Here is a 25,130-nt window from a genome sequence, read left to right as displayed (position 1 = left end):
GCGGCTGCTTGGGTGGCTTTCCCGCGTTAACTTAAAACAGGCGGAAAAACCATCTTTTGCAGGGTCAGACAATCGACCATTGACTGATCGGCATAATCCTCGGCCGCATCAATAAGGGCGTCTGCGTCCTTGGCAATGGCATCGGCCATATGTCTTTCAAACCGGGTAGACCGCAAATCGCCGCGTGCATGCGCCAGTGCGAGTGCTGTGCCACAGGCCTTGGCATATTGTTTAAGCTGCTTGCCGGGTTTCTTTTGCGCCAGACAGATATCTTCGGGATCAAGGCCGACACGGGTATGATGGCGTGACCGGATCAGCCAATGGGCACCGCGCCATACGGCTTCGTCCAGAACCATATCGGGGCGGCGTTGCATGACCCGCTGACAATCCACGCTCAGATGTGCGGGATTAAGCGCGTTGTTCGGGCTGATATCGGGGAAATGATGGATCGGGGCGGCTTCGCGCTGTTGTTTGACTTCGACAATGTGACAAAGCGCAAAATCATCGACCGTCTGAACCGCGTCAGGCCCGACCAGCAGGTAATAGCGATCCATATTGACCGATCCCGTTCCCGCATCGAGCCGCAAGACAATATCAAGGACACTGTCATCGACATAGGGGCGAAACATCTTTTTCACCTCGCTATAGGTTGCGGCATCAAGGCGCTTGAACCGTTCGGGCCGGTCACGAAAACGCGGGCCTTCGGCGGTGCGTTCCACCGCCTTGCCAAGGGAACTTTTAGTTTCAAAGTTCTTGCCGCCTGCGGCACGCTTTAGCGCCTTTTTCCGGGCATCGGCCAGAATATCGTCATCCTCAAATGTATCGACAGCCATGCGGCGCGCGTCCGGGTCGGAGATGATGGTTTTTAACGCCTTGCGATAGGATTTAAGGAACGCCTTGGCGGCGGCGCGTGCATCCTTCTGGTTGGTTGCTTTCAGGCCGTCGGTCTTTGTGATTTCATCACTGTCATAATCGTCATGAATGATCCCGTCGGCATAATCAGCCGCCAGAAACAGGCTGCTGCAAAACCGGGTTAAATCCCAACCGGCCAACCCGATACAGGCATCATCAAAATCATTCGGACAGAAAATGATAGTGTCGCCATGTGATCCTTCTTCGGTCAGAAGGCCAAAATTGGCAACATGACAATCGCCCATAACGGTGGTGATGCCGCAACGGTCATTAAAAGAGTCAGGCAACGTCAAAGCACCCGATTTCAAGTCGGCATAAAAAAGCTGTGCAGCACCACGCAAAAAACGAAAAGGGTTGGCCGCCATTTTCAAATGTTTGCCTGTCTTGATTTTGCCGCGTGGGGTGTGGCCGTCAATGCGTTTCAGCTCACGCGCAATAAGGTTGTTTCGGGCGGGAGTTGAAAGGCTCATGTCGGCTCCGTTCTTGATTGTTGCTGATTTCTTGTGGTGCGCTGGATGGGCAAGGCCCATGCGCCTCAATGGTTTACCCTATGTGGGGTGTGATTACCGCAACGTCAAAGAATTCGCGATAATCAGGCAATAAGCCGGGGCTCACCCCAAATGGTTTATGTCGAGCAAATCCGAAATTCGGCACATTATCGCCCGCCGGAAACATCAAGAATACTGCCTGTGACATAGGACGCATCATCCGATATCAGCCAATAGATGCTGTTGGCGATTTCTTCTGCCTCGCCCGGACGGCCAAGCGAACAGGCGGGGCCAAGTTCGGTAACCCGTTCGGGGCGGCCAACACTTGCGTGAATTTCGGTATTGATAATGCCCGGCCGGACGGCATTGACCCGAATGCCTTTGGGGCCAAGTTCCTTGGACAGGCCGATGGTCAGGGTGTCAATCGCCCCCTTTGATCCGGCATAATCGACATATTCACCCGGTGATCCGAGTTTTGCCGCGATGGAGGACACATTGACAATCGCCCCACCATGTTTGAGCATCCGTGCCGCCTCGCGGGCCACCAGATAGGCACCAAGAATATTGGTGTCAAAGACCGACTTCATGCGATCGAGATCCATATCGGCAAGCGAGCTTTTTGGCGCAACAATCCCGGCATTATTGACCACCCCGTCAAGCGGGCCAAACCGTTCGTGGGCGGCGGCGAAAAAATCGGCAACGCTATTTTCGTCGCGCACATCACATTTGCGCGCAAAGGCATTGCCGGTAAATCCGGCCCGTTCACACATTGCACAGGTTTGATCGGCACTTTCCTGATTGCCGACAAAACTGATGGCAACGTTCCATCCCTTGCGGGCAAAAAGAACGGCCGTTGCGCGACCGATGCCGCGTGATCCACCGGTGATAAGGATTGTCTTGGTCATAGCCACCCCAAAAATGGTCTTTGTTTTGTGCACTATGGCGCGGCGGGGCGTGCTTGGTCAAAAAGAAACGGCCCTGCTGTGGAGAAGCAGGGCCGTTTCAGAGGGAAGAGACAAAAATTACCGCTAGGACCATGAACCTTGATCCTGCGTTGCGTCTTTTGGCATCCGACCAGTCCGGGCGGGATTGATCCGGTTAATCCTTGTCCTGTGTGTCGATTTTACCGATTGGCGACCGGTAGTTTTCATCGTCTGCCAGATGGGCAGGGCCAGTATCAAGGCCGAGCGCTGTTTTTTGACCGAGGGCCAGGCGCTCAAGACCGTCATAGGCCGTCTGTCGACGACGAGATTGTACGATACTCAGGGCAGTAATAGGAAAACGGATCACCGTTCTTGGTCTCCTGCAAATTGACGTCCCGACAGGGCATCTTTTTGTCACGGACATGTAATAAGTTAATCTTTAGCTAATTTGTATTGCGAAGCTTGCAGGGCATTCATACCCCTGACGCATGTGAGGGTATAGGTCGCGGGTAAATGATATAAAATATGCGGAAAATCTTTGATGCTTGCGCGGGGTCGGTAACAACCCTTACATAGGGTGTCTGCCCCACGTACCGAAAGAGGATGTTCATGACGATTTCCGGCGATGCCCAACTTGCAACTCTGCTTGAACGCGACAAGGTCCGTAAGGATGTTAGCGCTATCATTGACCTGATTGATGGTGTGCTTGCAGCAGCCGATGGTGATACGCGTACCGACTGGATTGACCTGATTGCGCCCTCGCCAAGTAATGAACTTACCTCGGCGTTACTCACCCTGCGCGATGAACGCAAAGGGTTGTTTAAGGAAGCAAAGGACGATTTTGATCCGGCAGAACGCGTTGCGGCCTTGCGCACCTATTTGGCCGCCAAGGGCGTTGACGGTTTTATTGTCCCGCGCGCGGATGAACATCAGGGCGAAAATGTCCCGGCACGCGCTGAACGTCTGGCGTGGCTGACCGGCTTTACCGGCTCGGCCGGGGCGGCGGTGGTCCTTGCCGATAAGGCCGCCGTGTTTATCGATGGTCGCTATACCATTCAGGTGCGTCAACAGGTTAACCGTGATCTGTTTGAATACCGCCATCTGGTCGATGAACCTGTTGTTGGCTGGTTGCATGATAATCTGAAAACCGGCCAGAAAATGGCCTATGACCCGTGGCTGCATACGGTCCAGCAGGCGGCACATTTACGCTCTGCCTGTGAGGGTGTCGGTGCGGAACTGGTGGCAATTGATACCAACCCGGTTGATGCACTTTGGCACGCGCAACCGGCCATGCCGCTTGGCCCGGTGCGCCCGCATCCGATTGAATATGCCGGAAAGTCCACAGCCGATAAACGTGTTCAAATTGCCGATGCACTTTCGCGTATTTCCTGTGACAGTGCCATTTTGTCGGCACCAGACAGCATTGCATGGCTTTTGAATATTCGTGGTGCCGATGTGCCGCAAACACCACTGGCACTTGGCTATGCCATCATCAACGGTGATGCCTCGGTGGAACTGTTCATCGATGACCGCAAAGTCGCACCTGAAACGGTTAACTGGCTGAAGGGCGAAGCAACCTTGCGTGCCCCCGGTGAGTTGTCTGCCGCGCTGAAAGCAATGGGCAATCAGTCCGTACGACTGGATGAGGCAACCGCATCAGATTGGCTGCGCATGCAACTAAGTACTGCGGGGGCGACCGTTCGGGTTGGTCGTGATCCGATTGCCCTTCCCAAGGCATGCAAGAATGATGTCGAACTTGAAGGATCACGCAAAGCCCACAAACGGGACGGCGAAAAAATTATCCGCTACTTCAAGTGGCTTGACGAAGCAGCCGCCGACGGCAGCATTGATGAACGCGTTGCCGCCGATAAACTTTTGTCGCTGCGTGCCGAGGACCCGCTGTTTCGTGATTCCAGTTTTGAAACCATTCCGGGCAGCGGCCCAAACGGCGCATTGTGCCATTACCGCAATACGCCCGAAAGCAATCGCAACCTGACACCGGGGGAAATTTTCCTGATTGATTCCGGCGGTCAGTATGTTGATGGCACCACCGACATTACCCGGACCACGGTGATTGGCGACCCCAGTCAGGAACACCGGGATCGCTTTACCCGGGTTCTCAAAGGCCACATCGCACTGGCCCGCGCGATCTTTCCGGTTGGTACCACCGGTCAGCAGCTTGATACACTGGCGCGCATGCCGTTATGGGAAGTCGGTCTTGATTTTGATCATGGCACCGGGCACGGCGTTGGCAGTTACCTTGGTGTGCACGAAGGCCCGCAACGTATTTCCAAGGCGGCCAACAAGATTGCCCTGAAACCGGGGATGATCCTGTCGAACGAGCCGGGTTTCTATAAAGAAGGCGAATACGGCATTCGCATCGAAAATCTGATTGCGGTGACCGAGATCGATGGTCCGGTTGGCGCAGATCGTAAGATGCTTGGCTTTGAAACGCTGACCTTCTCGCCGATTGAGCGAAAATTGATCGATCCGGAATTGATGAATGCCGATGAACTGCAGTGGCTTAATGATTACCATGCGCAGGTCTATGCCCTTTATGCCGATGATCTTGACGAAGATCATCTTGAATGGCTGCAAAAGGCAACCGCACCGATCAAGAAAAAACGTGCATGATTGCGCAACGTTTTACCGCGATGTGAAAAACAGAAGCCGCTCCGATCTTTGGGGCGGCTTTTCGTCTGCTGGGAACTGACAATCACGTTCTGATCGTGTTAAGAATGGTCCATTGGATCGATTCAAATAAAGGCGGTTAACCGCTTGTTGATAACTGGAGGAAGACATGGCTGAAGTCGAAGAACAGTGGCTGGCAAATCCCAACCGCTATGACGCCGAAACCTATAAGCGTTGCGGCAAAAGTGGTTTGATCCTGCCGAAGATCACCCTTGGCCTCTGGCAGAATTTTGGCGGCGTCGATGTCTATGAAACCCAGCGCGCCATGATGCGCCGCGCCTTTGATCGTGGGGTGTTTCATTTTGATCTGGCCAACAACTATGGTCCGCCCCCGGGATCGGCCGAAGAAAACTTTGGCAAAGCACTTTCGCAGGATTTGAAAAAACACCGTGACGAGTTGGTGATTTCGACCAAGGCGGGCTATCGCATGTGGCCGGGGCCGTTTGGCGAATGGGGTTCGCGCAAATACCTGATTTCCAGCCTTGATCAAAGCCTGAAACGCATGGGCCTTGAGTATGTTGATATCTTCTATTCGCACCGTGTTGATCCCGATACCCCGTTGGCCGAAACCATGGGCGCACTTGATCAGATCGTGCGTTCTGGCAAGGCACTTTATGTCGGGATTTCGTCCTACTCACCGCAAATGACGCGCGAGGCGCATGCGATCCTTAAGGATCTTGGCACTCCTTGCGTCATTCATCAGCCATCCTATTCGATGCTGAACCGCTGGGTCGAGGAAGACGGTCTGCTTGATACGCTGTCTGACCTTGGCATGGGCTGTATTGCCTTTTCGCCGTTAGCACAGGGACTGCTGACCAACAAGTATCTCAATGGTGTGCCCGAAGATTCCCGTGCCGCCCTTGAAGGATCGTTCCAGACCGGAATGCTGACGGAAGAAAACCTCAACCGCGTACGCGCGTTGAACGAGATTGCCAAACGTCGCGGTCAGACACTGGCTCAGATGGCGATTGCATGGGTGCTGCGTCGTCCTGAAATCACATCGGCCCTGATTGGTGCACGTCATGTGCAGCAGCTTGATAACAGCCTTGATGCGCTTGATAATCTTGAATTCAGTGCAGAAGAACTGATCGAGATCGACAAATACGCGACCGATGGCGGGTTGAACCTGTGGCAGAAATCATCTGACTCAGAAGCACCTGTCTGATCGAACGTTCAAACTTTTGGGCGACCCATCGAGAACCCCGGCAGGAACACCTGCCGGGTTTTTTATATTTGCGGCTTAAAGTTCGGCGGCCATTGGCATGGTCCCGGCAAGTTCGCGCAGGGTATCGATAACGGCCTTACCACCCGTACTAAGCGGACGGTCATGCAACCATGACAACATCACCTTGCGCGACAGTTCCGGGCTGACAATGCGCCTTGCCCGCAGGCGTCCGGTCGAAAGTTCCATCACAAGTGAACTTCGCGGCAAAACGGTATGGCCAAGATCGCGATGCACCAGATCGACCAGCACGCGCAGGGCATCTGCCTCGACCACCGGGGTTAAGGGCCGACCGGCACGAAAGGCAGCCTCCTGCATCTTGGCCCGCAGGCCATGTTTGTTGGTTGGCATGATGAGCGGTAAGGATAAAACATCTTCAAACGCGATGTCGGTTTCCTGTTCGCCGACCCGTGATGGATGGGAAATAAGATACAGGTCTTCGCGCCACAATGGTTCCGCATGCAGGCTGCGCGATATCATGCCGTCATGCAGAATGCCGATATCAAGACGCCCCGACAGCAAACCTTCCTGAACATCCCCGGTCAGGTCTTCGGCAATTGAAATGTTCAGATCGGGAAACCGATCACGCAATGCTTCGACCAGCGCACCGGTAATCACAATGCCCGCACTGGGCGGTACACCAACATGAACATGCCCGGTGACCTGGCTGCGCCGGGCTGAAAGGTCGGCTTCAAGCCGTGCGAGATCACCAAGGATGACGCGGGCGCGTTCCGCCAGCATCTGCCCGGCTTCGGTCAATTTGACCCCACGACCCGTGCGTTCAAGAAGCTTGGTATCAAGTGCCTCTTCAAGCAGGTTAAGCTGACGGCTTAAGGCAGGCTGCGACAGGTTAAGCCGTTCTGCCGCCCGCGAAAGACTGCCCAGTTCGGCAATATGAACAAAACTTCGAAGCTGTTTGATATCCATGCCGGTGATCCTTGGATTGCGATGCGTGCGACGATTAAATCCAATCTGCCTTAGATATAGCCAAAACTGATATCTGATAGCAATTAATTCGAATTGAATAATGACCAAATGCCAAGGATAGTGACGCTTGAGAGAGAACCGGAGACCACAATGACCTCAACACCCCAATCACAACCCGTTGTAAAACCAGTCGGTTCGGCCTTGACGCTTGTGCTGCTGTCCACTGCCGCCTTTGCCATGAAGGGCCTTCTGGCAAAATTTGTTTATGCGACGGGGATGACGGTCGATGGGCTGTTGTTGTTACGGTTCATGATCGCGATGCCGTTCTTTTGGGTCGGGGTGTATTTCTTTGGCAAGAACCGCCCGGGCGAACGGCTAATGAAACCGGTCGATCTGGCGTGGGGGGCATTATATGGCGGCTTGTTCTTTGCCGCCGCGCTGTTTGATTTTACCGCTGTCTCACTCATTGAAGTGACCGTATCGCGGATTGTTCTGTTTACCTTCCCGGCAATTGTCCTGATCCTTGAATGTCTGCACAAATGGCGGTTGCCGCCGTTGCGCCAGATATTCTGCTTTGCTGTGACCTATCTTGGCTTGGTGCTGGTTTTAGCCCCGGATGGGTTCGGGGCGGTGTCGGGTACATTGTGGGTTGGCGCGTTTTGGGCGTTTGCCTCGGCATTGACCTATGCGGGCTATCTTTATTTTGGGCAACGCATGATTCAGGTGATCGGCTCAATGCATTTTGCCGCCTTGGTCAACACCATGGCCGGTCTGTCGATGATTCTTTATGAACTGATCGTGCAAAACCCGCTGAACCTGAATGTTGATGGTGTTTTATGGACGGCGGCGATATCGATCTTTTGCACGGTAATCCCGTTCTTCCTGCTCTATGAAGGCATTCGTCGCATTGGGGCGACACAGGCAGCCTTGATTTCGCTGTCGGGACCCGCGATGACATTCTTTGCCGCGTGGCTGCTGTTGGGGGAAGTTTTGACCTTGCCGCAGGTTGCCGGCTTTGCCATCGTCATCATCGGTGTCGCATCAATCAAAAATGGTGTGACGTTGGCAGGTGTTGGACGATTGCTGGCCCGGCCGTTCTTTTCAGCAAACAAATAGTCAACCGGGCAAAACTCTGGTCCAGACTTGGACACTGCATTCTTCGGACAGACGCTACAGAGCCTTGTTCGTCACAATGAGGATGTTATCACTCGTCGCGTTGCCAGCGACGGATTTCGATTTCATGCTCAGGAAGCCGTTCTCCGCGGCGCCATTGCAGCGGATCAATGAATTCACCTGCCCATGCGCCAGCGCGTGATTGCTTGGCACTGTCTTCTGTCGCGCCGTATTCGGGCATTTCATCCCGGCGGGCGACGGCCATGCCGCGCGCGATCAGGCTTTGCCCGATATCGACACCATTGGCATTGCGACAAACTGCCATGTTGCGGTGATAGCGGTTTTTACCGCGCACCTCACAGGTGATCGGGGTTGCGACCAAAAGGTTGGTTGTAACTTGCCATGCTTCGGCACCGCAGGCCGTACTTTGCCCGTTCACCAAACATTTCTGAAACCGTTCAAGCGCGTCAGCCCCCCACAGATCAATGCGGCGAAAGCCAAACTCCAGCGTGTCGGGATCAACCGCACGGGAGGTTCCCGAAAGGGTGTCAAAATCGGGGTCTGCATGGGCAGGGCCGTTAGGCAGGGTGCAGCCAAGTGCCAACACCAATACCGCAGGCAGGAAAGCCAGATGGGGGTATATGTGGGGGCGTTGCTCCACCACGTGCCTCAATACAGATCGCTGTAACGAATTTCGTCAAGCTGGGCGAAAACGATCTGCCATTGATCTTCCTGCTTAAGCAGGGCAAAGGCATAGTCGCAATCAAAGATCAGATTGTTTTCCGAATTGCCAAAGCGGAAAGAGACAATCGCACGTGCCCCGCCGGGAAGGGCTGAGTGCTGCTCGACCAAAATCGATTTTGCCTTGGCCAAATCGGCGGTTTTCAATTCTTCAAAGAAAGACTGATGATAGGTGTGCAGGTCCTCAACCGATGAAATCGCATGCACCCCGGAAAGATCATTGATCAGGCTGGGGTAATGATAAAATTCATCAAGTGCGGTTTGTTCAAGCTTCAGATGCGCGTCGACATAACGGCGAAAAAAACTCCCCAAGTCTTCCATCGGCTATCTACCCTTTCCGCTATGGCACGGTTTTATGTGTTGGCAATCAGATCAAGCCAGCCCTGTTCATCAAGAACTGTAACACCTAATTCTTCTGCTTTCTTTAATTTGGAACCCGCACCCGGTCCTGCAACCAGATAGTCGGTTTTTGCTGAAACCGATCCGGCGACTTTGGCCCCAAGGCTTTCGGCTTTGACCTTGGCCTCGTTGCGCGAAAACAGCTCAAGCTTGCCGGTAAAGACAACCGTTTTGCCATTGACCGGGCTGTCGGAAACCTGCGGGGCCTCGACGTCCTGAATGGTTAAAACACTTTCAAGGTCATCAAGCACATCCTTGTTGTGACTTTCTGCCATGAACTCAATCAGGTCCTTGGCAACCCCCGGACCAATCTGATCAATATTGATCAGTTCGCGCAGCGCTTCGCTGTCGGCCTGATTGGCATCGACAATTGCCGCGCGCCATTGGCCGATTGATGTGTAATGCCGTGCCAGAAGCTTTGCCGTGGCCTGACCAATCTGTCGGATGCCAAGCGCATAGATGAACCGGTCAAGGCCGATGGTGCGCCGTTCGTTGATCCCGTCAAACAGCTTGGTCGCGGATTTTTCACCCCAACCTTCCAGTTTTCGAATTTCGTCAGCGTGGTTGTCTTCGAGGCGGAAAATATCGGCGGGTGACTGGACCCAGCCCTTGTCAAAGAACGCCTCGACATTCTTGGCCCCCATGCCATCAATGTCGAACGCATTGCGTGACACGAAATGCTTAAGACGCTCAACCGCCTGTGCCGGGCAAATCAGCCCGCCGGTGCAGCGCGTCACCGCTTCGCCTTCTTCGCGCATGGCGTGGCTGTTACATTTCGGGCAATGATCGGGGAAGGCGTAGTCCACCGTGTCTTCCGGGCGTTCATCAAGGATCACCTCAACCACCTGCGGGATGACATCCCCAGCGCGCTGAATGATCACCATATCGCCAACCCGCACCCCAAGTCGTTCGATTTCATCACGGTTGTGCAAGGTGGCGTTTGACACCACAACACCGCCCACCGTCACCGGTTCAAGACGGGCAACCGGGGTCAGTGCACCGGTGCGCCCGACCTGTACTTCGATGGCATTGATGCGGGTCCGGGCCTGTTCGGCCGGGAATTTATGGGCAATTGCCCAACGCGGTGACCGGCTGACAAAACCAAGGCGCAGCTGAAGCTCAAAGTCATTGACCTTATAGACAATGCCATCAATGTCGTAGTCAAGATCGGGCCGCTGTTTGCCCAGATCCTCGTAAAACGCCATGATCTCGTCAGCATCGTTCAAAAGACGCGTCAGCGGATTGGTGACAAATCCCCAACCCTCAACCTTGTGCAGGAATTCCCACTGGGTCTGCGCCAGGCTTTCCGACAGCTCGCCAAAGCTATAGGCAAAAAACCGAAGCGGGCGTTTGGCACTGATGGTCGGGTCAAGCTGGCGGAGCGATCCCGCGGCCGCATTGCGCGGGTTGGCAAATGTCTTGGCGTTGGCCGCGGCCTGCACCTCATTAAGCTTCTGAAAGGCCGAGCGCGCCATATAAACTTCGCCGCGAATTTCGACCACATCAGGCGCGTCATCGGGAAGGGTTTGGGGAATGTCGCCGATATGAGCAACATTGGCGGTGACGTCTTCGCCCTCCGAACCATCGCCACGGGTGGCCGCCGTCACCAGTTGGCGGTTTTCATAACGCAGCGATAAGGACAGGCCATCGATCTTGGGTTCGCCAACCACTTCAATCGGGCTGTGGGCAGTCAGGCTGAGGAACCGGCGAATACGGGCCAGAAAATCAACAATGTCTTCGCGCGAAAATGCATTGCCCAGCGACAGCATCGGGCGGGAATGTTTGACCTTGGCAAAGCCATCGGCCGGGGCCGCACCAACTTCCTGTGTCGGACTGTTTTTCTTCAATGTTGGGTAATGGGTTTCAAGTTCGATCAGGCGGTTAAACAGCGCGTCATATTCTGCATCGGGAACCAGCGGTTCATCATTGATGTAATAGGCTTCGTTGAAACTGCGAATGCGCTCGGAAATTTCCGCATGCTGTTTGCGTGCCTCGGTGCTGGTTTCGGGCAACTCAGGAAGGTCGGGCAGATTAGGCGTGTCTGACGCGTGTTCGGCGTTCATATTTTTTTTGTTCCGTATGCAGTGTTCGCCAGTTGTCCCCTTGTGTGTTTGGGGTGCTGGCTTAACGAGGTTGTTCTAACAGGCTGTCGGCAGCAGCACGGGCTTCTGCGGTGACGGAATGACCGGCCAGCATGCGGGCAATTTCTTCGCGCCGGGCACCATCGACCAAGGCATCCACACGGGTGACCATGGTGCCCTCTGTTTCGCGCTTGGCAATATAAAAATGCGTGCGACCGCGCGCAGCAACCTGCGGGCTGTGGGTGATGACAAGGATCTGACGTTCCTTGGCCAGCAAATGCAACCGTTCGCCAATGGCGGCCGCTGTGGCCCCACCAACACCACTGTCAACTTCATCAAAGACAAGGCTGGGCACAGCCGACACACGGGCCAGCACCACTTTCAACGCCAGCAGAAACCGCGAAAGTTCCCCGCCCGATGCGATTTTATTCAGCGCGCCGGGCGGGCTGCCGGGGTTGGTGGAAACGGTAAACTGGATACGGTCAATACCCTCGCTGCCCCATTCGCCTTCGTCGGTTTTGGCAATGTCGGTGACAAAGCTTGCCTTTTCCATGCGAAGCGGTGGCAGTTCGGCGTTGATGGCCGTATCAAGCTTGGCCGCAGCCTCTTTACGCGCAGCATGTAGCTTTTCGGCGGCCTCAACGAACGCGGAACGGTACTGGGCAACGGCGGCGGTTAAGCGCGACAGTTCCTTTTCGCCAAATTCAAGCTGATCGATCTGGGATCGGAAATCTTTCATCAACGCGTTTAAGCCATCGACCGGCACATTATATTTGCGCGCAGCCGCACGCAGCGCAAACAACCGTTCTTCGACATTTTCCTGATGACCGGTATCGACATTCAGATCGGCAAGCGTTGCTGAAATCGACCGGTTGGCTTCTTCGAGCTCAATCGCCGCACGATCCAAGGCCTCGATAATCGGTTCAAACCGGCCATCGGCCTTTTCAAGTTCGCGCTCAAGACACCGCTGTGCGCTGCGAAGCGCGCTTTCCGCCCCTTTGCCACGTGAAAGCTCCCCGCTGGCGTCATTTAACGCCGCCACCAGCTTTTCGCCGTGCATCAAAAACTGGCGTTCTTCGGCAAGGCGTTCTTCTTCGCCTTCTTCGGGGCCAAGCTTTTCAAGTTCATCGACCGCATGACGCAGCCATTCTTCCTCTTCGCGCGCCTTATCAATGCGCGCACGTGCGGTATTGAGTTCTTTTTGCGTTTCGCGCCAGGCCCGCCAATGATCACGCACGGCAAGGGCCATGCTGCCAAGGTTGCCATGGGCATCAAGGGTGGACCGGTGCGTGGTCGGATCAAGCAATCCGTGTTGATCAAACTGGCCCTGAATTTCGACACAGTAATCGCCAACATCACGCAGAAGGCCAACCGAAACCGCCTGATCGTTGACATAGGCGCGCGATCGTCCATCGGCCGTGACAACACGCCGGACAACAAGTTCTTCGCCTTCAAGATCAATGTCCTGCCCAGACAGCAGCCCATAAACAGGATGACCTTGCGGCAGGACAAAGGTTGCGGAAACACTGCATTTGTCACAGCCATGGCGGACAAGCCCACTGTCGGCACGTGCGCCAAGGGCCAGACCCAATGAGTCAAGCAGGATCGATTTACCCGCACCTGTTTCCCCGGTCAGGACGCTAAGCCCATCGTGAAAATCAAGATCCAGTTTGTCGATAAGGACTACGTTCCGAATGCTGAGGCGTCGAAGCATCGCTGGGTACTGATGTTGTTAACGGGGCAGCAGACAAGTCTGGCACGGATGATCGGGCAAAACGTCGCTGTAACTTGCACAGTGCCCAATACTGAAGACGCTTGCAAGTCTTGCGCATGCCGGTATTCGGGCAAAAACACCCAATCCGCAGTCTTCTGCGAAAAATGTTTTAAAACAGCATGCAAGAACAGTTTGTTCTTGTTGTGTTCTGGTTCGATTTCATCTGTGATATGACACGATTAACGCCGGAGTCTTGAAGGGCTTTTATGTCGGCTGCGGACAATCAGAACAGGTCACTAACCGACTGGGTTGCAGAATCCCACCAGCTTTTATCATCCTGTGCGGCCTTGATCGTATCGTCATCGACCAGAAGCGCATAAGAATCGCTGTAATATTCGCTACCCGGGAAGTTATGGCCAAGAACCGATGCGGTGCGTTTTGCCTCACCCTCAAGCCCAAGGGCGAGATAGCATTCGGTCAGGCGCGCCAGTGCTTCGGGAACGTGCGTCGTGGTCTGGTACTTATCAAGAACCGATTTAAACCGGTTGATCGCCGCCAGAAATTCCTGACGATCCTGATAATACCGGCCAACACTCATTTCCTTGCCGGCAAGGTGGTCAACCGTCAGGTCTTTTTTCAGTTTGGCGTCGCGGGCATATTTGCTGTCGGGGAAGCGGCGGATGATGTCATCAAGTGCCTGCATCGCGTCCTGTGTCATTTGCTGATCACGGCCGACGTCGGAAATCTGTTCGTAGTAGGAAAGTGCCTTGAGGTAATAGGCATACGGCACATCCGGGTTGGCCGGATGGAGCGAGATAAAGCGGTCAATCGCGCTGATCGCATCATCGTATTTGTTATCCTGATAATAGGCATATGCCGACATCAGGGTCGCCTTGGTCGCCCAGACCGAATAGGGGTGCTGGCGTTCGACTTCATCAAACGCCTCGGCCGCCTTTTGGTATTCCTTGGCATCAAGCAGATCTTGCGCGCTGTTATACAGCTCGGAAACCGGACGTTCGACATATTCCGGTGCCTCATTGCTTGAGCAGGCAGCAAGCAGAATGGCCATGCCACAAATTGCAATGATGTTTTTGGCGCGAACGGTACTCAGCACTGTGACCTATCCTTGAACTTCGTGAGGCACGTTTTAAAAAATCCGCCGGACTATATCATGGGGAGGGCGGGATTGGGCAAGTAGTTGTATGCCCATTTGGCACTTTTATCGGCCATCAGGTTTTATCGGGCAAGAAGACATTGCAAAATTCACCGTTCAGAGACGAAAAAAGGCGACCACGACGGTCGCCTTAATCACATGATCGCAACACATTTGCCTGCCGTAATGCTTAGGCCGTCGCCAGAACCGGTGCGTCGTTAACGGCATACAGGGCTGATTTGCGCATTGGCACAACCTGATAGGCGCTTTCATCAGAAAGCAGCGCTTTCAGCAGCAGGTTGTTGACGTGATGGCCTGATTTATAGGCAGTCACTTTGCCCTGAAGCTGCATCCCGGCGGTATAAAGATCACCCAGCGCATCAAGGATTTTGTGGCGCACGAATTCGTCTTCGTAGCGCAGACCTTCTTCGTTCATCACTTCGTCGCCCGACAGTACAACCGCGTTATCAAGCGACCCACCGCGCGCCAGACCGGCGGAGCGCATGGCCTCAACTTCATGAAGGAAACCAAAAGTACGGGCACGTGAAATGTTGGCTACGAAAACGCCGTCATCAAATTTGACGGACATACGCTGATTGGCAATCGCCTTACTGGCGAAATCAATTTCGAAATCAACTTCAAAACCGTTGCCCGGCTCAATGCGTGCCGTGCAGCCGTTGTAATCAACTTCGACGGATTTCAAAACTTCGATCACCTGACGCGGTGCGTCCTGTTCTTCGATCCCGACACAGTCAATCAGGAAGTTGAACGGGGCTGAACTGCCATCCATGACCGGCACTTCGTCGGCATCAATGTCAATCAGGACATTATCAATGCGCGCACCGGCAAGGGCGGCCATCAAATGTTCGATGGTGCCAATTTTGATGCCCTTTGAGGCATCGCCAAGACAGGTGCAAAGACGGGTATCAATCACACCATCATAGCGCGCCGGATACAGTGGCTGATCCGCCAGATCCGTGCGACGGAAGACGATGCCGTGATCAATTTCTGCCGGATGGAGGGTAATGCGGATTTTCTGACCAGAATGCAGCCCGACACCGGCACAGCCGATGGACGCTTTGAGCGTACGCTGACAAACGATATCGTTATCCGATACGCCTGTTTGCGCGAATGCGGCGCTTAGGTCAGTAATCTTGTTCAAGGTAACCCCCAAATCAGGTCCGTCAGTTTCGAGCAAAAATTGTATGAAGCGTTATGAATGGTCGTAACCGTTGCTTCGTTAGCTTCAGACATTACCGATGGAATGACAATCAAACAAATCACTCTTTGTTACGCTTTGTAACCGATTTAAGTATTTGAAAATAAATGTATTTGCATCGATGTGATGGACTGGAATGTATGTGTTTTCGCAAATGCAGGGCATCCAGTTCGCGGCTTTTTCGTCACAAGTTCGTCACAGGACGTTTCGGTCCGCGTCATGCCATGAAGGTCACTCATAAAAAAAGGGAAGGCATTTTGCCTTCCCTTTTTCGCGCGGAGAAACGTCGTTAGTTGGCCTGACGACGTAGGAAGGCCGGGATCTCAAGAAGGTCATCAGACGCACCAGGCGCCTTGCCCCGGGAAGAGGGCTCCTTGTTCATGACCTGCGATCCATCATCGTGCAGGGGCATTTCGGTCTGACGCGGCGCAGGTGCCTGCGGTTGCGCGACCTTAGGGGCAGCATGCTGTTGCGGCTGTCCCTGCTGTTCCCTGGCGGTTTTGTTTTTACCAAACAGGCTGCTTAGGACCGAACGCGGCGATGTTGCGTTCTGGGCATCTGCGGCCTCAAAGACGTCCGGGCTGTGTTTGCTGACCGGTGCGGCTTCGCTTGGTGAAACAGCGCGCGGCGGAATGAATGCCATGTCGCCGTTGCTGTTTGGTTTTTCGGTTGCACGCAGGACCGGTTTCGGTTTCAGGACCGTCTGGCCCATTTCAATCGAACCGGTTTGCTGTGCTTCAGTCTGATGGTTCAGTTCTGGCTGATGCGCGCTGCCGGTGGCAGCAAAGCGATCTGCTGGAATCTGATCAATCGAAGCACCGCCTGCATAGTCATCCTGTGCCATACCGGCTGCTGGTGCGCTGGCGGCGGCATTGCCGGCACCATGCTGACCAAATGACGGGGCAGCTGCGACTTTTTCTGCCGGTTCAGCCGCCTTGGGCTGTGCGACGGAAACAGTGGTTGGCTGCGGACGGCGGACGTCTTCGGCATCAATACCGGTTGCGACCACAGAAACACGCAATGCGCCTTCGATGGTCGGATCAAAGGTCGACCCAAAGATGATGTTGGCTTCGGAGGCGACTTCTTCGCGAATACGATTCGCAGCTTCGTCGACTTCGTAAAGCGCCATGTCCATGCCGCCGGTGATGTTGATCAGGACAGCACGTGCGCCCTTCATCGATGCATCTTCCAGAAGCGGATTTGCGATGGCAGCTTCGGCGGCCTCAAGGGCACGTTTTTCGCCAGATGCTTCGCCGGTGCCCATCATGGCTTTGCCCATCTCGCTCATCACAGTGCGGATATCGGCAAAGTCAAGGTTCACAAGACCGGGAACCATCATAAGGTCGGTAATCGAACGCACGCCATTGCGCAGAACATCATCTGCCATCTGGAAGGCATCTGCGAACGTGGTTTTTTCATTCGCAACCCGGAACAGGTTCTGGTTCGGAATGATAATCAGGGTATCAACATACTGCTGAAGCTGCTCGATCCCCTGTTCGGCAGTGCGCATACGGCGCGTGCCTTCAAAATGGAATGGCTTGGTCACAACGCCGACGGTCAGAATGCCTGCCTCTTTGGCAGCACGTGCGATGACCGGCGCTGCACCGGTACCCGTACCACCGCCCATACCGGCGGTGATGAATACCATGTGGCAGCCTTCAAGCTGTGCCTGAATTTCTTCAATGGATTCTTCTGCTGCGGCACCCCCGGCATCGGGACGTGCGCCTGCACCCAGGCCTTGGGTGATTTTGCGGCCAAGCTGCATTTTGCGCGTGGCTTTGCTTTGGCTCAGGGCCTGAGAATCGGTATTGGCAACCACAAAGTCACACCCTTCAAGTTCGGATGTGATCATGTTGTTCACGGCGTTTCCGCCAGCACCGCCGACACCGATAACGGTGATCTTCGGTTTTAGGTTTTCTTCCGTTTCAGGTACGGAAAAACTGATTGTACTCATTGTTTGCTCTTCCTCTCCGCGCTTTAGAGCTTAAAGATCTACGCGACCTTCCCTTTGCCACGTATGTCAGAACACGTCCTGACACAAAGACCTCCAAGATGGTTTTAGCTGGCAAAGAGTTATTGGCGTGTTAATGCGCGCAAAAGTTTTCGAAAAAATGCAAAAAAAATCTGCATTCATTCCGATTTGCTCAGCAAACCTGCGGATTGCTTGGTTTTTGATGTTGGGAAACTAGAAATTTTCTTTAAACCACGCGCCAAGACGGCCCCAGCGACCGCCCGATTGGCGGATATTGGCCATGGCTTCGCTTAAAGGGTCGTTTTGTTGTTCGACGGCGCGCAGCAACAAACCGGCACAGGCCGAAAACGCCGGACCTGCGGTTGCTTCGGCAAGGCCGGTCACACCATGCGGATGTGCAATGCTCGCCGGACGTTCAAACATCTGGTTGGCCAGATCGGAAATGGCATTGAGCTGACTGGCACCGCCGGTTAAAACAATGCTGCGTCCGCCGATCTGTGACAGACCGTGTTCTTCAAGCTGGTCACGGATCAGTTCAAACGTTTCTTCAAGGCGCGGTTTGATGATGTTGATCAACATCGACCGCGGCACATGATTGAAATTGTTTTCGTCTTCATCGCCAATGACCGGAACCGCAAGGATTTCCTGATCATCGGACGGGGACGTCAGCGCACTGCCATGCAGGGTTTTCATCCGTTCCGCATGGTTAAGCGACGTGTTCAGCCCATAGGCGATATCGCGCGTCACATGCGCCCCACCGACGGGAACCGAGGCGGTATAAATCACCTGTCCACCGTGGAAAACCGCAACACTGGTTGTTCCGGCCCCCATATCAATCACGGTGGCACCAAGGTCACGCTGATCGGGTGTTAAGGCCGAAAGACCCGATGCCAACGGGGTGACAACGGTTTCCCTGATCGCCAGATGACAGCGGCGCAAAAGCGTATCAAGATTGCGAAGCGGGGCTGTCTGGGTGCGCACAAAATGAAGATCAAGACCAAGGGTCGATCCATACATTCCGCGCGGATCATTCATGCTGTTGGTGCCATCGACCCGGAAGCCAAGTGGAACTGCGTGGATCAGTTCGTCACCGGCCTGACGCAACAGGGCTTCTTTCTGATCATTGAGTTTTCTGATCTCAAGATTGCCAATCGGTCGGGACCCAAGGGGTAATTCAACCGTATGTGTTTCCGATTCGGGCTGGCCCCCCGACAAGTTTACGATCACGGATTCGATCGTGTGCCCTGCCATTTTTTCGGCGGCGTTGACCGCCGCCAAGACAACTTCCTGTGCGGCATCAAGATTGGAAATTGCGCCGCTTTGCAGCCCCTTGGACATGTTGTGACCGATGCCGATGATTTTCGGCGGCAGGTCTTTTTCACGTCGGGCAATAAAACAGCAGACCTTGGACGTTCCAATGTCCAAAGCCGCAATCAATCCTGATTTGGTTTTGCTGCGTGCCAATTGAGTGCTCGAAATCTTTTTTTAGGGTCTGAACCCAATTAAATGCTTGAAATGGTCGCGAGGAATTTGTGCGGATATCAGGAGCATTACCGTAGCAAGGCTCGCTGCCTTGCTACGGTAATGCGACGTAATAGCCCGTGCAAATTCCTCCGATCCGAAGGACATCAGGACACTCTGCGACCTGCTGCGTCAATCCCCTTGCCCGGGGCAATACCCCGCGCGGCGGAGATTTCCTTGCATGTCTTGTTTGTTCTGATGCCATTTTAAACATTCAATTGGGTTCAGACCCTAATAGTTATTGGTTCAACTTTTATATGACGAACCTTACGCCCGTTTTCCACTAAAAGCCGTTGCAAATTGGTTAAGGCTGACCGGAGTCTTTTGCAATACGTCAATCTGATCACGGGAATTGGCATTTTGCGGTGCGAAATGACAGGGATGATCAACCGCAGGTTTTCTCTGGTTAAGGCTTTGTTGTACTGCAACGTTACAGGTCCAGCTTGACAGTCAACTGTAACGTTGCAGTAATTAACCGCCAAATCATAAAACCAACAGGGAGGAAACAGCATGTTTCTTGGCAAAATGACACGTGCCGGGATCGGAATGATCGCGGCACTCGGACTTTCGACCAGCATTGCATCGGCACAGGAAAGTGTAGAAGTCCTGCACTGGTGGACAGCCGGTGGTGAGGCCAAGGCGCTTCAGGTTCTGAAAAAGGATCTCGAAGATCAGGGCGTTTCATGGAACGACATGCCGGTCGCGGGTGGTGGCGGTGAACAGGCAATGACCGTTCTGCGCGCACGCGTGACATCGGGCAACGCCCCAACCGCTGTTCAGATGCTGGGCTTTGATATCAAGGACTGGGCGGGCGAAGATGTTTTGGCCAACCTTGATGCGCTGGCGGAAAAGGAAGGCTGGGAAGAGGTTGTTCCCGATGCTCTGAAAGACTTTTCAAAGCATGACGGTCACTGGATTGCCGCCCCGGTCAATGTCCATTCCACCAACTGGGTCTGGGCCAACAAGGCAATTTTTGAAGAACTTGATCTGAAGCAACCAACCAACTGGGATGAGCTGATCGCCGCCCTTGATAAGATCAAGGACGCTGGTTACACCGCCGTCGCCCATGGCGGGCAGGCGTGGCAGGATGCCACCATCTTTGATGCGGTTGTGATGGCAACAGGTGGTCCTGAATTCTATCAGGCATCGATGATCGATACCGATCCGGATGCATTGGGATCAGATACGATGAAAACCGTGTTTGATCGCATGGCGAAATTGCGCACCTATGTTGATGACAACTTCTCGGGCCGCGACTGGAACTTGGCAACCGCGATGGTGATCAACAAGGAAGCCGGTGTGCAGTTCATGGGCGACTGGGCCAAGGGTGAATTCCTCAATGCGGGTAAAGTCCCGGATACCGATTTTATGTGCTTCCGCTTCCCCGGAACGCAGGATGCGGTAACGTTCAACTCTGACCAGTTCGTCATGTTCAAGGTTGGTGAGGACCGTCAGGACGCACAGATGAAACTGGCATCTGCGGTCATGTCGCCAAGCTTCCAGTCGGCTTTTAACGTGGTCAAGGGATCGGTCCCGGCCCGTACGGATGTTTCAAACGACGCCTTTGATGCGTGCGGTAAAAAAGGCATGGCCGAACTGGCTGCGGCCAATAAAAAAGGCACGCTGTTTGGCTCCATGGCGCATGGCCACTCGGTCCCGGCCGGGGTCAAAAATGCCATGTATGACGTGATCACCGCCCATTTCAATGGCGAGTACGACAGCGCGACGGCTGCTGAAGAACTCGTCAATGCGGTGGCATCCGCCCAATAAACCAAAACGATAAACCGGCGGCCGGTGCGAACATCGGCCGTCGGATAACGTGCGGAGCATGACCCATGCAACCATCCTTGCCCGGCAAGGCACAAGCAACCCTGCGGGAAGTTCTGCCCCGTCTGGTGCTGAGCCCAAGCCTGTTTCTGATCCTTTTATTCGTTTACGGATTTATCATTTACACCGGTTATCTGTCGCTGACCGACAGCCGGATGCTGCCATCTTATGATCTCGAAGGGTTTGGCAACTATGCCAACCTGTGGGGGCAACGCAACTGGCTGATTGCCCTTCAGAATCTCGCGATTTTTGGCATTCTTTACATCGCCATTTGCTCGGTGCTTGGCTTGGTACTGGCGATTTTGCTGGATCAAAAAATACGCGGGGAAGGCATCCTGCGCCCGATCTATCTTTATCCGATGGCGCTGTCGTTCATCGTCACCGGGACGGCGTGGAAATGGTTTCTGGATCCGGGTCTTGGTCTTGAAAACACCATGCATCTGTGGGGCTGGGAAAGTTTCACCTTTAACTGGATCAAGGATCGCGACATGGCGATCTATACCGTGGTGATTGCCGCTGTCTGGCAATCATCGGGGTTTGTCATGGCAATGTTTCTGGCCGGGCTGCGTGGCATCGATAGCGAAATCATGAAAGCCGCCCAGATGGATGGGGCCAGCCGCTGGAGCCTCTATACCCGGATCGTGATCCCGCAATTGCGCCCGGTATTCCTGTCGGCCTTTGTGGTTTTGGCCCATCTGGCGATCAAGGCCTATGACCTTGTCATTGCCTTGACCAATGGCGGACCGGGGCGCGCGACCGAACTTCCAGCGACCTTCATGTATTCCTATACCTTTACCCGCAATCAGATGGGGGTTGGGGCATCATCTGCTGTGATCATGCTCGCCATGATTGCATCGATCATTGTGCCTTACCTTTATTCCGAACTCAGGGAGCGTCGCTGATGGCCCGTTCAACGCAACCTTCGTTTGGCACCGGCAAGCTTATGCGTGCTGCCCTGTATGCGGTTTTGATCCTGTTTGCGGTTTATTATCTGCTGCCGCTGTTTGTCATGCTGGTCAACTCGGTCAAGACACTCGATGAAATCCGCGGTGGCAACATGATGTCACTGCCCGAGGTCTTTACGATTGAGCCCTGGCTGAACGCGTGGTCCAGGGCCCAGATCGGGGTCGAACCTACCGGGCTTAGCCCCTATTTCATCAACAGCATCATGATGGTCGTGCCTGCTGTTGCGATCTCGACCGCCCTTGGGGCGATGAACGGGTATGTCCTGACCAAATGGCGGTTTCCCGGCGATAAGATCATTTTTGGTTTGATGCTGTTTGCCTGTTTCATCCCGTTTCAGATTGTCCTGATCCCGATGGCCCGTGTTTTGGGCATGATCGGCATTGCGGGCACGACAAGCGGTCTGGTGCTGGTGCATGTGGTCTATGGGCTTGGCTTTACCACCTTGTTTTTCCGCAACTATTACGCGGCATTTCCTGATGAACTGATCAAGGCGGCCAAGATGGACGGGGCCGGGTTCTGGCGAACCTTTACCCGTATTTTATTGCCCAGTTCTGGGCCGATCATTGTCGTGACCGTAATCTGGCAGTTCACCAATATCTGGAATGATTTCCTGTTTGGCGCGTCCTTTGCCGATTTTGATTCGATGCCAATGACCGTGGCACTCAACAACCTCGTTTCATCCTCGACCGGGGTTAAGGAATACAACGTGCATTTTGCCGGTGCGGTGCTTGCGGCCCTTCCGACACTGATCGTTTACGTCGTTTCCGGGCGCTATTTCGTGCGTGGATTGATGGCCGGTGCGGTCAAGGGCTAAGCCAAGCGAAGCAAAGCCAAAAGCACCCATAAAAAGAATTACAGGGAAGTTATCATGTCCTTTCTACAAATCGACAAGGTTTGCAAAAGTTTCGGTCCGATCAACGTGTTGCGCGATATCTCGCTTGATGTTGAGGAAGGCGGGTTTCTTGTGCTGGTCGGCCCGTCGGGCTGTGGCAAGTCAACACTTCTGAATACGATTGCCGGGCTTGAAAAGCTGACAACCGGTGAAATCCGCATTGATGGCAATGTGATTGATGATTTGCCGCCTGCCGAACGCAACATCGCGATGGTGTTTCAGAGCTACGCGCTTTATCCCAATATGAATGTCGGGCAAAACATTGCCTTTGGCCTTGAAATGCGCGGCATGCCAAAGGCCGAACGTGATGCCAAGGTGGCAGAGGCGGCAAAGACGCTTCAGATCGAACATCTGCTGGATCGTAAACCCGGTCAGCTTTCCGGTGGGCAACGCCAACGTGTGGCGATGGGGCGTGCGCTGGTGCGCAATCCGCAACTGTTCCTGTTTGATGAACCGCTTTCAAACCTTGATGCCAAGTTGCGCGTGGATATGCGCACTGAAATCAAACGCATGCATCAGACATTCGGCACCACGATTGTCTATGTCACCCATGACCAGATCGAAGCCATGACACTGGGCACACGCATCGCCGTTCTCAAAGACGGGGTAGTGCAGCAATATGGCACCCCTGCCGAGATTTATAACGATCCGACCAATCTGTTTGTCGCTGATTTCATGGGGTCGCCTGCAATGAACCTGATCCCGGCCACCGTGCGCGGTAATGGGGTTGAAATGGCGCGTGCGGGCGAAGACCCGCTGGTGCTGGGGTTCGATCAATTGCCCGGCGATGTGGCCGCATATGAGGGGCAGGAAGTCATTGTTGGTATCCGGCCCGAAGCCATCACCGATGCCGACAGCCGGGCGGCGATGCGGGCCGGGCAGCAGGTGACCGCATCGTGCAAGATTGATGTGATTGAACCCGCCGGGGCGGACATCTATGCGATTACTGCGCTGGGCGGTAAGGAAGTGGTGACGCGCTTGCATCAGGACTGGTTCGGGCAGGCCAACCAGCATACGGAATTGGTCTTCAACCTTGAAAAAGTTGTGTTTTTTGATCCCCAAAGCGGCGTAAGACTGCGTTAGAAAATGCACATCGGAATGCCTTGCACGGAGGGACAGCGCGCTGTCTGAACATGATCCTGTTGGCAATTTGGGCCCGTCGCGTGCTCAAAGCCGACCGACGCTTAAAACCATTGCGGAAATGACCGGCCTTGGGGTGACCACGGTGTCGCGCGCGTTAAAAGACGCGCATGACATCAGTGCCAAAACCAAACTGCGGGTGCGCAAGGTGGCCGATGCCATTGGCTATCACCCTGATCGGGCCGGGGTGCGGTTGCGTACGGGTAAAACCAATGTCATCAGTCTGGTGCTGGATCAAACCGACAAGGTGCCGGAATTTGCCCGGCGTTTGATTGTCGGCATCTCCGATGTCATGCGCGGCACGCCGTACCATCTTGTTGTGACACCACAATCACGCACCGATGATCCGATGGACCCGGTACGCTATATCCTGAATACACGGGCAGCCGACGGGGTGATCATTACCCATGTGCGCCCCGATGATGAACGCATTGAGGTGCTGCGCCAAAGCGGATTGCCCTTTGTCGCGCATGGCCGCAGCCTGACGGGGGCGGAGCATGCCTATCACGATTTTGACAATCGGGCCTTTTGCGAAATGGCGGCAAACCGCCTGATTTCGCGCGGACGCAAACGGTTGGCATTGTTATCGCCACCATCGGAATTTTCATATTATCAGGAAACGCTGGCCGGGCTGGCAGCAACGGCCAAGGCCGCCGGGGTGCCGTTCCAAGTCCTTGGTGGCATTGACCTTGATAGCAGCAGCGAAGTTCTGCGTCAGGCCGGTATGGCGTTGCGCCATCAAGATTATGTGCCCGACGGGATCATTTGCGGCAGCGAGCTTTGCGCCATGGCGCTGATTGACGGCATGATCCAGTCAGGGTTGAATGTCGGGCAAGATATTGATGTGATTGCCAAGGAAACGTCGGATTTACTGAACTTTACCCGACCACGCATCGACAGCCTGCGCGAGGACCTGATTGTCGCAGGACAGCAATTGGCGACCCACCTTTTGGATGTCATAGAAGGGCGCGATACCACCAACCTGCAATCGCTTAGTCAGCCGGTCCCGGTTTGGCGAAATGAGGGGTAAGGTGGTCGCGTTTAAGGGGCCTAAATCCCACCCGCAAATGGCGCATCAGGCATGTCTCAATTATTCATAAAAAATGAAGAGTTATTGCGATTGATCATTTTTAGTGAATAACGTGAAGTTTGGTCGCAGCAGGGTGCATGATCGTCGAAAACACCGATAAGTAATATTGTATGATGAATTAATGTTGTGGTTTTGACGA

20 protein-coding genes are annotated in these 25,130 nt (G+C 54.2%); 8 read left to right on the top strand and 12 right to left on the bottom strand.

Annotated features, from left to right (window positions below):
- Positions 1 to 26 precede the first annotated feature (26 nt).
- From AMM48_RS09765 to AMM48_RS09755, 3 genes are all read right to left on the bottom strand, one after another.
- The gene (locus AMM48_RS09765; protein WP_158246450.1) at positions 27 to 1,382 is read right to left on the bottom strand and encodes a DUF2252 family protein; all 1,356 of its coding nucleotides are present in this window, start codon (positions 1,380 to 1,382) and stop codon (positions 27 to 29) included.
- A 185-nt stretch (positions 1,383 to 1,567) separates the two neighbouring features.
- On the bottom strand, positions 1,568 to 2,305 hold the full coding sequence (locus AMM48_RS09760) for an SDR family oxidoreductase (protein WP_102783865.1): 738 nt from the start codon (positions 2,303 to 2,305) through the stop codon (positions 1,568 to 1,570).
- A gap of 193 nt (positions 2,306 to 2,498) precedes the next feature.
- Complete coding sequence (locus tag AMM48_RS09755; RefSeq protein WP_022734321.1) at positions 2,499 to 2,690, bottom strand: hypothetical protein; 192 nt, start codon at positions 2,688 to 2,690, stop codon at positions 2,499 to 2,501.
- Between the two features lie 242 nt (positions 2,691 to 2,932).
- Between AMM48_RS09755 and AMM48_RS09750 the strand changes: the two genes are divergently transcribed.
- Positions 2,933 to 4,957, top strand: a complete 2,025-nt coding sequence (locus tag AMM48_RS09750; protein ID WP_102783864.1) for an aminopeptidase P family protein — start codon at positions 2,933 to 2,935, stop codon at positions 4,955 to 4,957.
- A 166-nt stretch (positions 4,958 to 5,123) separates the two neighbouring features.
- Positions 5,124 to 6,179: an L-glyceraldehyde 3-phosphate reductase gene (gene mgrA / locus AMM48_RS09745; RefSeq protein WP_102783863.1), complete on the top strand. Its 1,056-nt coding sequence runs from the start codon at positions 5,124 to 5,126 to the stop codon at positions 6,177 to 6,179.
- Between the two features lie 75 nt (positions 6,180 to 6,254).
- On the opposite strand, the gene AMM48_RS09740 is transcribed toward mgrA, so the two are convergent.
- Complete coding sequence (locus AMM48_RS09740) at positions 6,255 to 7,163, bottom strand: LysR family transcriptional regulator (protein ID WP_101299572.1); 909 nt, start codon at positions 7,161 to 7,163, stop codon at positions 6,255 to 6,257.
- Positions 7,164 to 7,313: 150 nt separating this feature from the next.
- Between AMM48_RS09740 and AMM48_RS09735 the strand changes: the two genes are divergently transcribed.
- Positions 7,314 to 8,279: a DMT family transporter gene (locus AMM48_RS09735; protein ID WP_102783862.1), complete on the top strand. Its 966-nt coding sequence runs from the start codon at positions 7,314 to 7,316 to the stop codon at positions 8,277 to 8,279.
- A gap of 88 nt (positions 8,280 to 8,367) precedes the next feature.
- On the opposite strand, the gene AMM48_RS09730 is transcribed toward AMM48_RS09735, so the two are convergent.
- The 8 genes from AMM48_RS09730 to ftsA all read right to left on the bottom strand — a co-directional run bounded on the left by AMM48_RS09730 (position 8,368) and on the right by ftsA (position 19,019).
- The gene (locus AMM48_RS09730; RefSeq protein ID WP_244271180.1) at positions 8,368 to 8,937 is read right to left on the bottom strand and encodes a thermonuclease family protein; all 570 of its coding nucleotides are present in this window, start codon (positions 8,935 to 8,937) and stop codon (positions 8,368 to 8,370) included.
- An 8-nt stretch (positions 8,938 to 8,945) separates the two neighbouring features.
- A complete protein-coding gene (locus AMM48_RS09725; protein ID WP_022734327.1) occupies positions 8,946 to 9,338 on the bottom strand; it encodes a hypothetical protein in 393 nt (130 codons plus the stop codon).
- Between the two features lie 32 nt (positions 9,339 to 9,370).
- The gene (gene ligA / locus AMM48_RS09720; protein ID WP_102783861.1) at positions 9,371 to 11,479 is read right to left on the bottom strand and encodes an NAD-dependent DNA ligase LigA; all 2,109 of its coding nucleotides are present in this window, start codon (positions 11,477 to 11,479) and stop codon (positions 9,371 to 9,373) included.
- 61 nt (positions 11,480 to 11,540) lie between these two features.
- Complete coding sequence (recN, locus tag AMM48_RS09715; RefSeq protein WP_102783860.1) at positions 11,541 to 13,211, bottom strand: DNA repair protein RecN; 1,671 nt, start codon at positions 13,209 to 13,211, stop codon at positions 11,541 to 11,543.
- Between the two features lie 283 nt (positions 13,212 to 13,494).
- Complete coding sequence (locus tag AMM48_RS09710) at positions 13,495 to 14,325, bottom strand: outer membrane protein assembly factor BamD (RefSeq protein ID WP_102783859.1); 831 nt, start codon at positions 14,323 to 14,325, stop codon at positions 13,495 to 13,497.
- Between the two features lie 229 nt (positions 14,326 to 14,554).
- Complete coding sequence (gene lpxC, locus AMM48_RS09705; RefSeq protein WP_102784026.1) at positions 14,555 to 15,526, bottom strand: UDP-3-O-acyl-N-acetylglucosamine deacetylase; 972 nt, start codon at positions 15,524 to 15,526, stop codon at positions 14,555 to 14,557.
- 346 nt (positions 15,527 to 15,872) lie between these two features.
- Positions 15,873 to 17,537, bottom strand: a complete 1,665-nt coding sequence (gene ftsZ, locus AMM48_RS09700; protein ID WP_102783858.1) for a cell division protein FtsZ — start codon at positions 17,535 to 17,537, stop codon at positions 15,873 to 15,875.
- A gap of 231 nt (positions 17,538 to 17,768) precedes the next feature.
- Complete coding sequence (gene ftsA, locus AMM48_RS09695) at positions 17,769 to 19,019, bottom strand: cell division protein FtsA (RefSeq protein WP_022732895.1); 1,251 nt, start codon at positions 19,017 to 19,019, stop codon at positions 17,769 to 17,771.
- 567 nt (positions 19,020 to 19,586) lie between these two features.
- Between ftsA and AMM48_RS09690 the strand changes: the two genes are divergently transcribed.
- From AMM48_RS09690 to AMM48_RS09670, 5 genes are all read left to right on the top strand, one after another.
- Positions 19,587 to 20,846 carry an ABC transporter substrate-binding protein gene (locus AMM48_RS09690; RefSeq protein WP_101299586.1) on the top strand — a complete coding sequence of 420 codons (1,260 nt, stop codon included), beginning with the start codon at positions 19,587 to 19,589 and terminating at the stop codon, positions 20,844 to 20,846.
- A gap of 65 nt (positions 20,847 to 20,911) precedes the next feature.
- Positions 20,912 to 21,805: a sugar ABC transporter permease gene (locus AMM48_RS09685; protein ID WP_101299588.1), complete on the top strand. Its 894-nt coding sequence runs from the start codon at positions 20,912 to 20,914 to the stop codon at positions 21,803 to 21,805.
- Positions 21,805 to 22,683 carry a carbohydrate ABC transporter permease gene (locus AMM48_RS09680; RefSeq protein ID WP_022732898.1) on the top strand — a complete coding sequence of 293 codons (879 nt, stop codon included), beginning with the start codon at positions 21,805 to 21,807 and terminating at the stop codon, positions 22,681 to 22,683. The genes AMM48_RS09685 and AMM48_RS09680 overlap by 1 nt, the downstream gene beginning before the upstream one ends.
- A gap of 54 nt (positions 22,684 to 22,737) precedes the next feature.
- Positions 22,738 to 23,844, top strand: coding sequence for an ABC transporter ATP-binding protein (locus AMM48_RS09675; protein ID WP_102783857.1), 1,107 nt, complete (start codon positions 22,738 to 22,740; stop codon positions 23,842 to 23,844).
- A gap of 67 nt (positions 23,845 to 23,911) precedes the next feature.
- Positions 23,912 to 24,931: a LacI family transcriptional regulator gene (locus AMM48_RS09670; RefSeq protein ID WP_022732900.1), complete on the top strand. Its 1,020-nt coding sequence runs from the start codon at positions 23,912 to 23,914 to the stop codon at positions 24,929 to 24,931.
- The last annotated feature ends 199 nt before the right edge of the window (positions 24,932 to 25,130 follow it).

It is taken from the genome of Thalassospira sp. GB04J01 (assembly GCF_000751115.1).
In the GTDB taxonomy this organism is placed as follows: Bacteria; Pseudomonadota; Alphaproteobacteria; order Rhodospirillales; family Thalassospiraceae; genus Thalassospira; species Thalassospira lucentensis.
The sequence above is the reverse complement of the archived record's forward strand: the minus strand, read 5'-3'. Positions and strand labels throughout refer to the sequence as shown.

Bases quoted from the DNA above. Each gene is read 5' to 3' on its own strand.
- AMM48_RS09750 (WP_102783864.1), top strand. From the start codon at position 2,933: ATGACGATTTCCGGCGATGCCCAACTTGCAACTCTGCTTGAACGCGAC.
- recN (WP_102783860.1), bottom strand. From the start codon at position 13,211: ATGCTTCGACGCCTCAGCATTCGGAACGTAGTCCTTATCGACAAACTG.
- AMM48_RS09680 (WP_022732898.1), top strand. From the start codon at position 21,805: ATGGCCCGTTCAACGCAACCTTCGTTTGGCACCGGCAAGCTTATGCGT.
- ftsZ (WP_102783858.1), bottom strand. From the start codon at position 17,537: ATGAGTACAATCAGTTTTTCCGTACCTGAAACGGAAGAAAACCTAAAA.
- mgrA (WP_102783863.1), top strand. From the start codon at position 5,124: ATGGCTGAAGTCGAAGAACAGTGGCTGGCAAATCCCAACCGCTATGAC.
- AMM48_RS09675 (WP_102783857.1), top strand. From the start codon at position 22,738: ATGTCCTTTCTACAAATCGACAAGGTTTGCAAAAGTTTCGGTCCGATC.
- AMM48_RS09760 (WP_102783865.1), bottom strand. From the start codon at position 2,305: ATGACCAAGACAATCCTTATCACCGGTGGATCACGCGGCATCGGTCGC.
- AMM48_RS09765 (WP_158246450.1), bottom strand. From the start codon at position 1,382: ATGAGCCTTTCAACTCCCGCCCGAAACAACCTTATTGCGCGTGAGCTG.
- AMM48_RS09735 (WP_102783862.1), top strand. From the start codon at position 7,314: ATGACCTCAACACCCCAATCACAACCCGTTGTAAAACCAGTCGGTTCG.
- AMM48_RS09725 (WP_022734327.1), bottom strand. From the start codon at position 9,338: ATGGAAGACTTGGGGAGTTTTTTTCGCCGTTATGTCGACGCGCATCTG.
- AMM48_RS09685 (WP_101299588.1), top strand. From the start codon at position 20,912: ATGCAACCATCCTTGCCCGGCAAGGCACAAGCAACCCTGCGGGAAGTT.
- AMM48_RS09690 (WP_101299586.1), top strand. From the start codon at position 19,587: ATGTTTCTTGGCAAAATGACACGTGCCGGGATCGGAATGATCGCGGCA.
- AMM48_RS09740 (WP_101299572.1), bottom strand. From the start codon at position 7,163: ATGGATATCAAACAGCTTCGAAGTTTTGTTCATATTGCCGAACTGGGC.
- ligA (WP_102783861.1), bottom strand. From the start codon at position 11,479: ATGAACGCCGAACACGCGTCAGACACGCCTAATCTGCCCGACCTTCCT.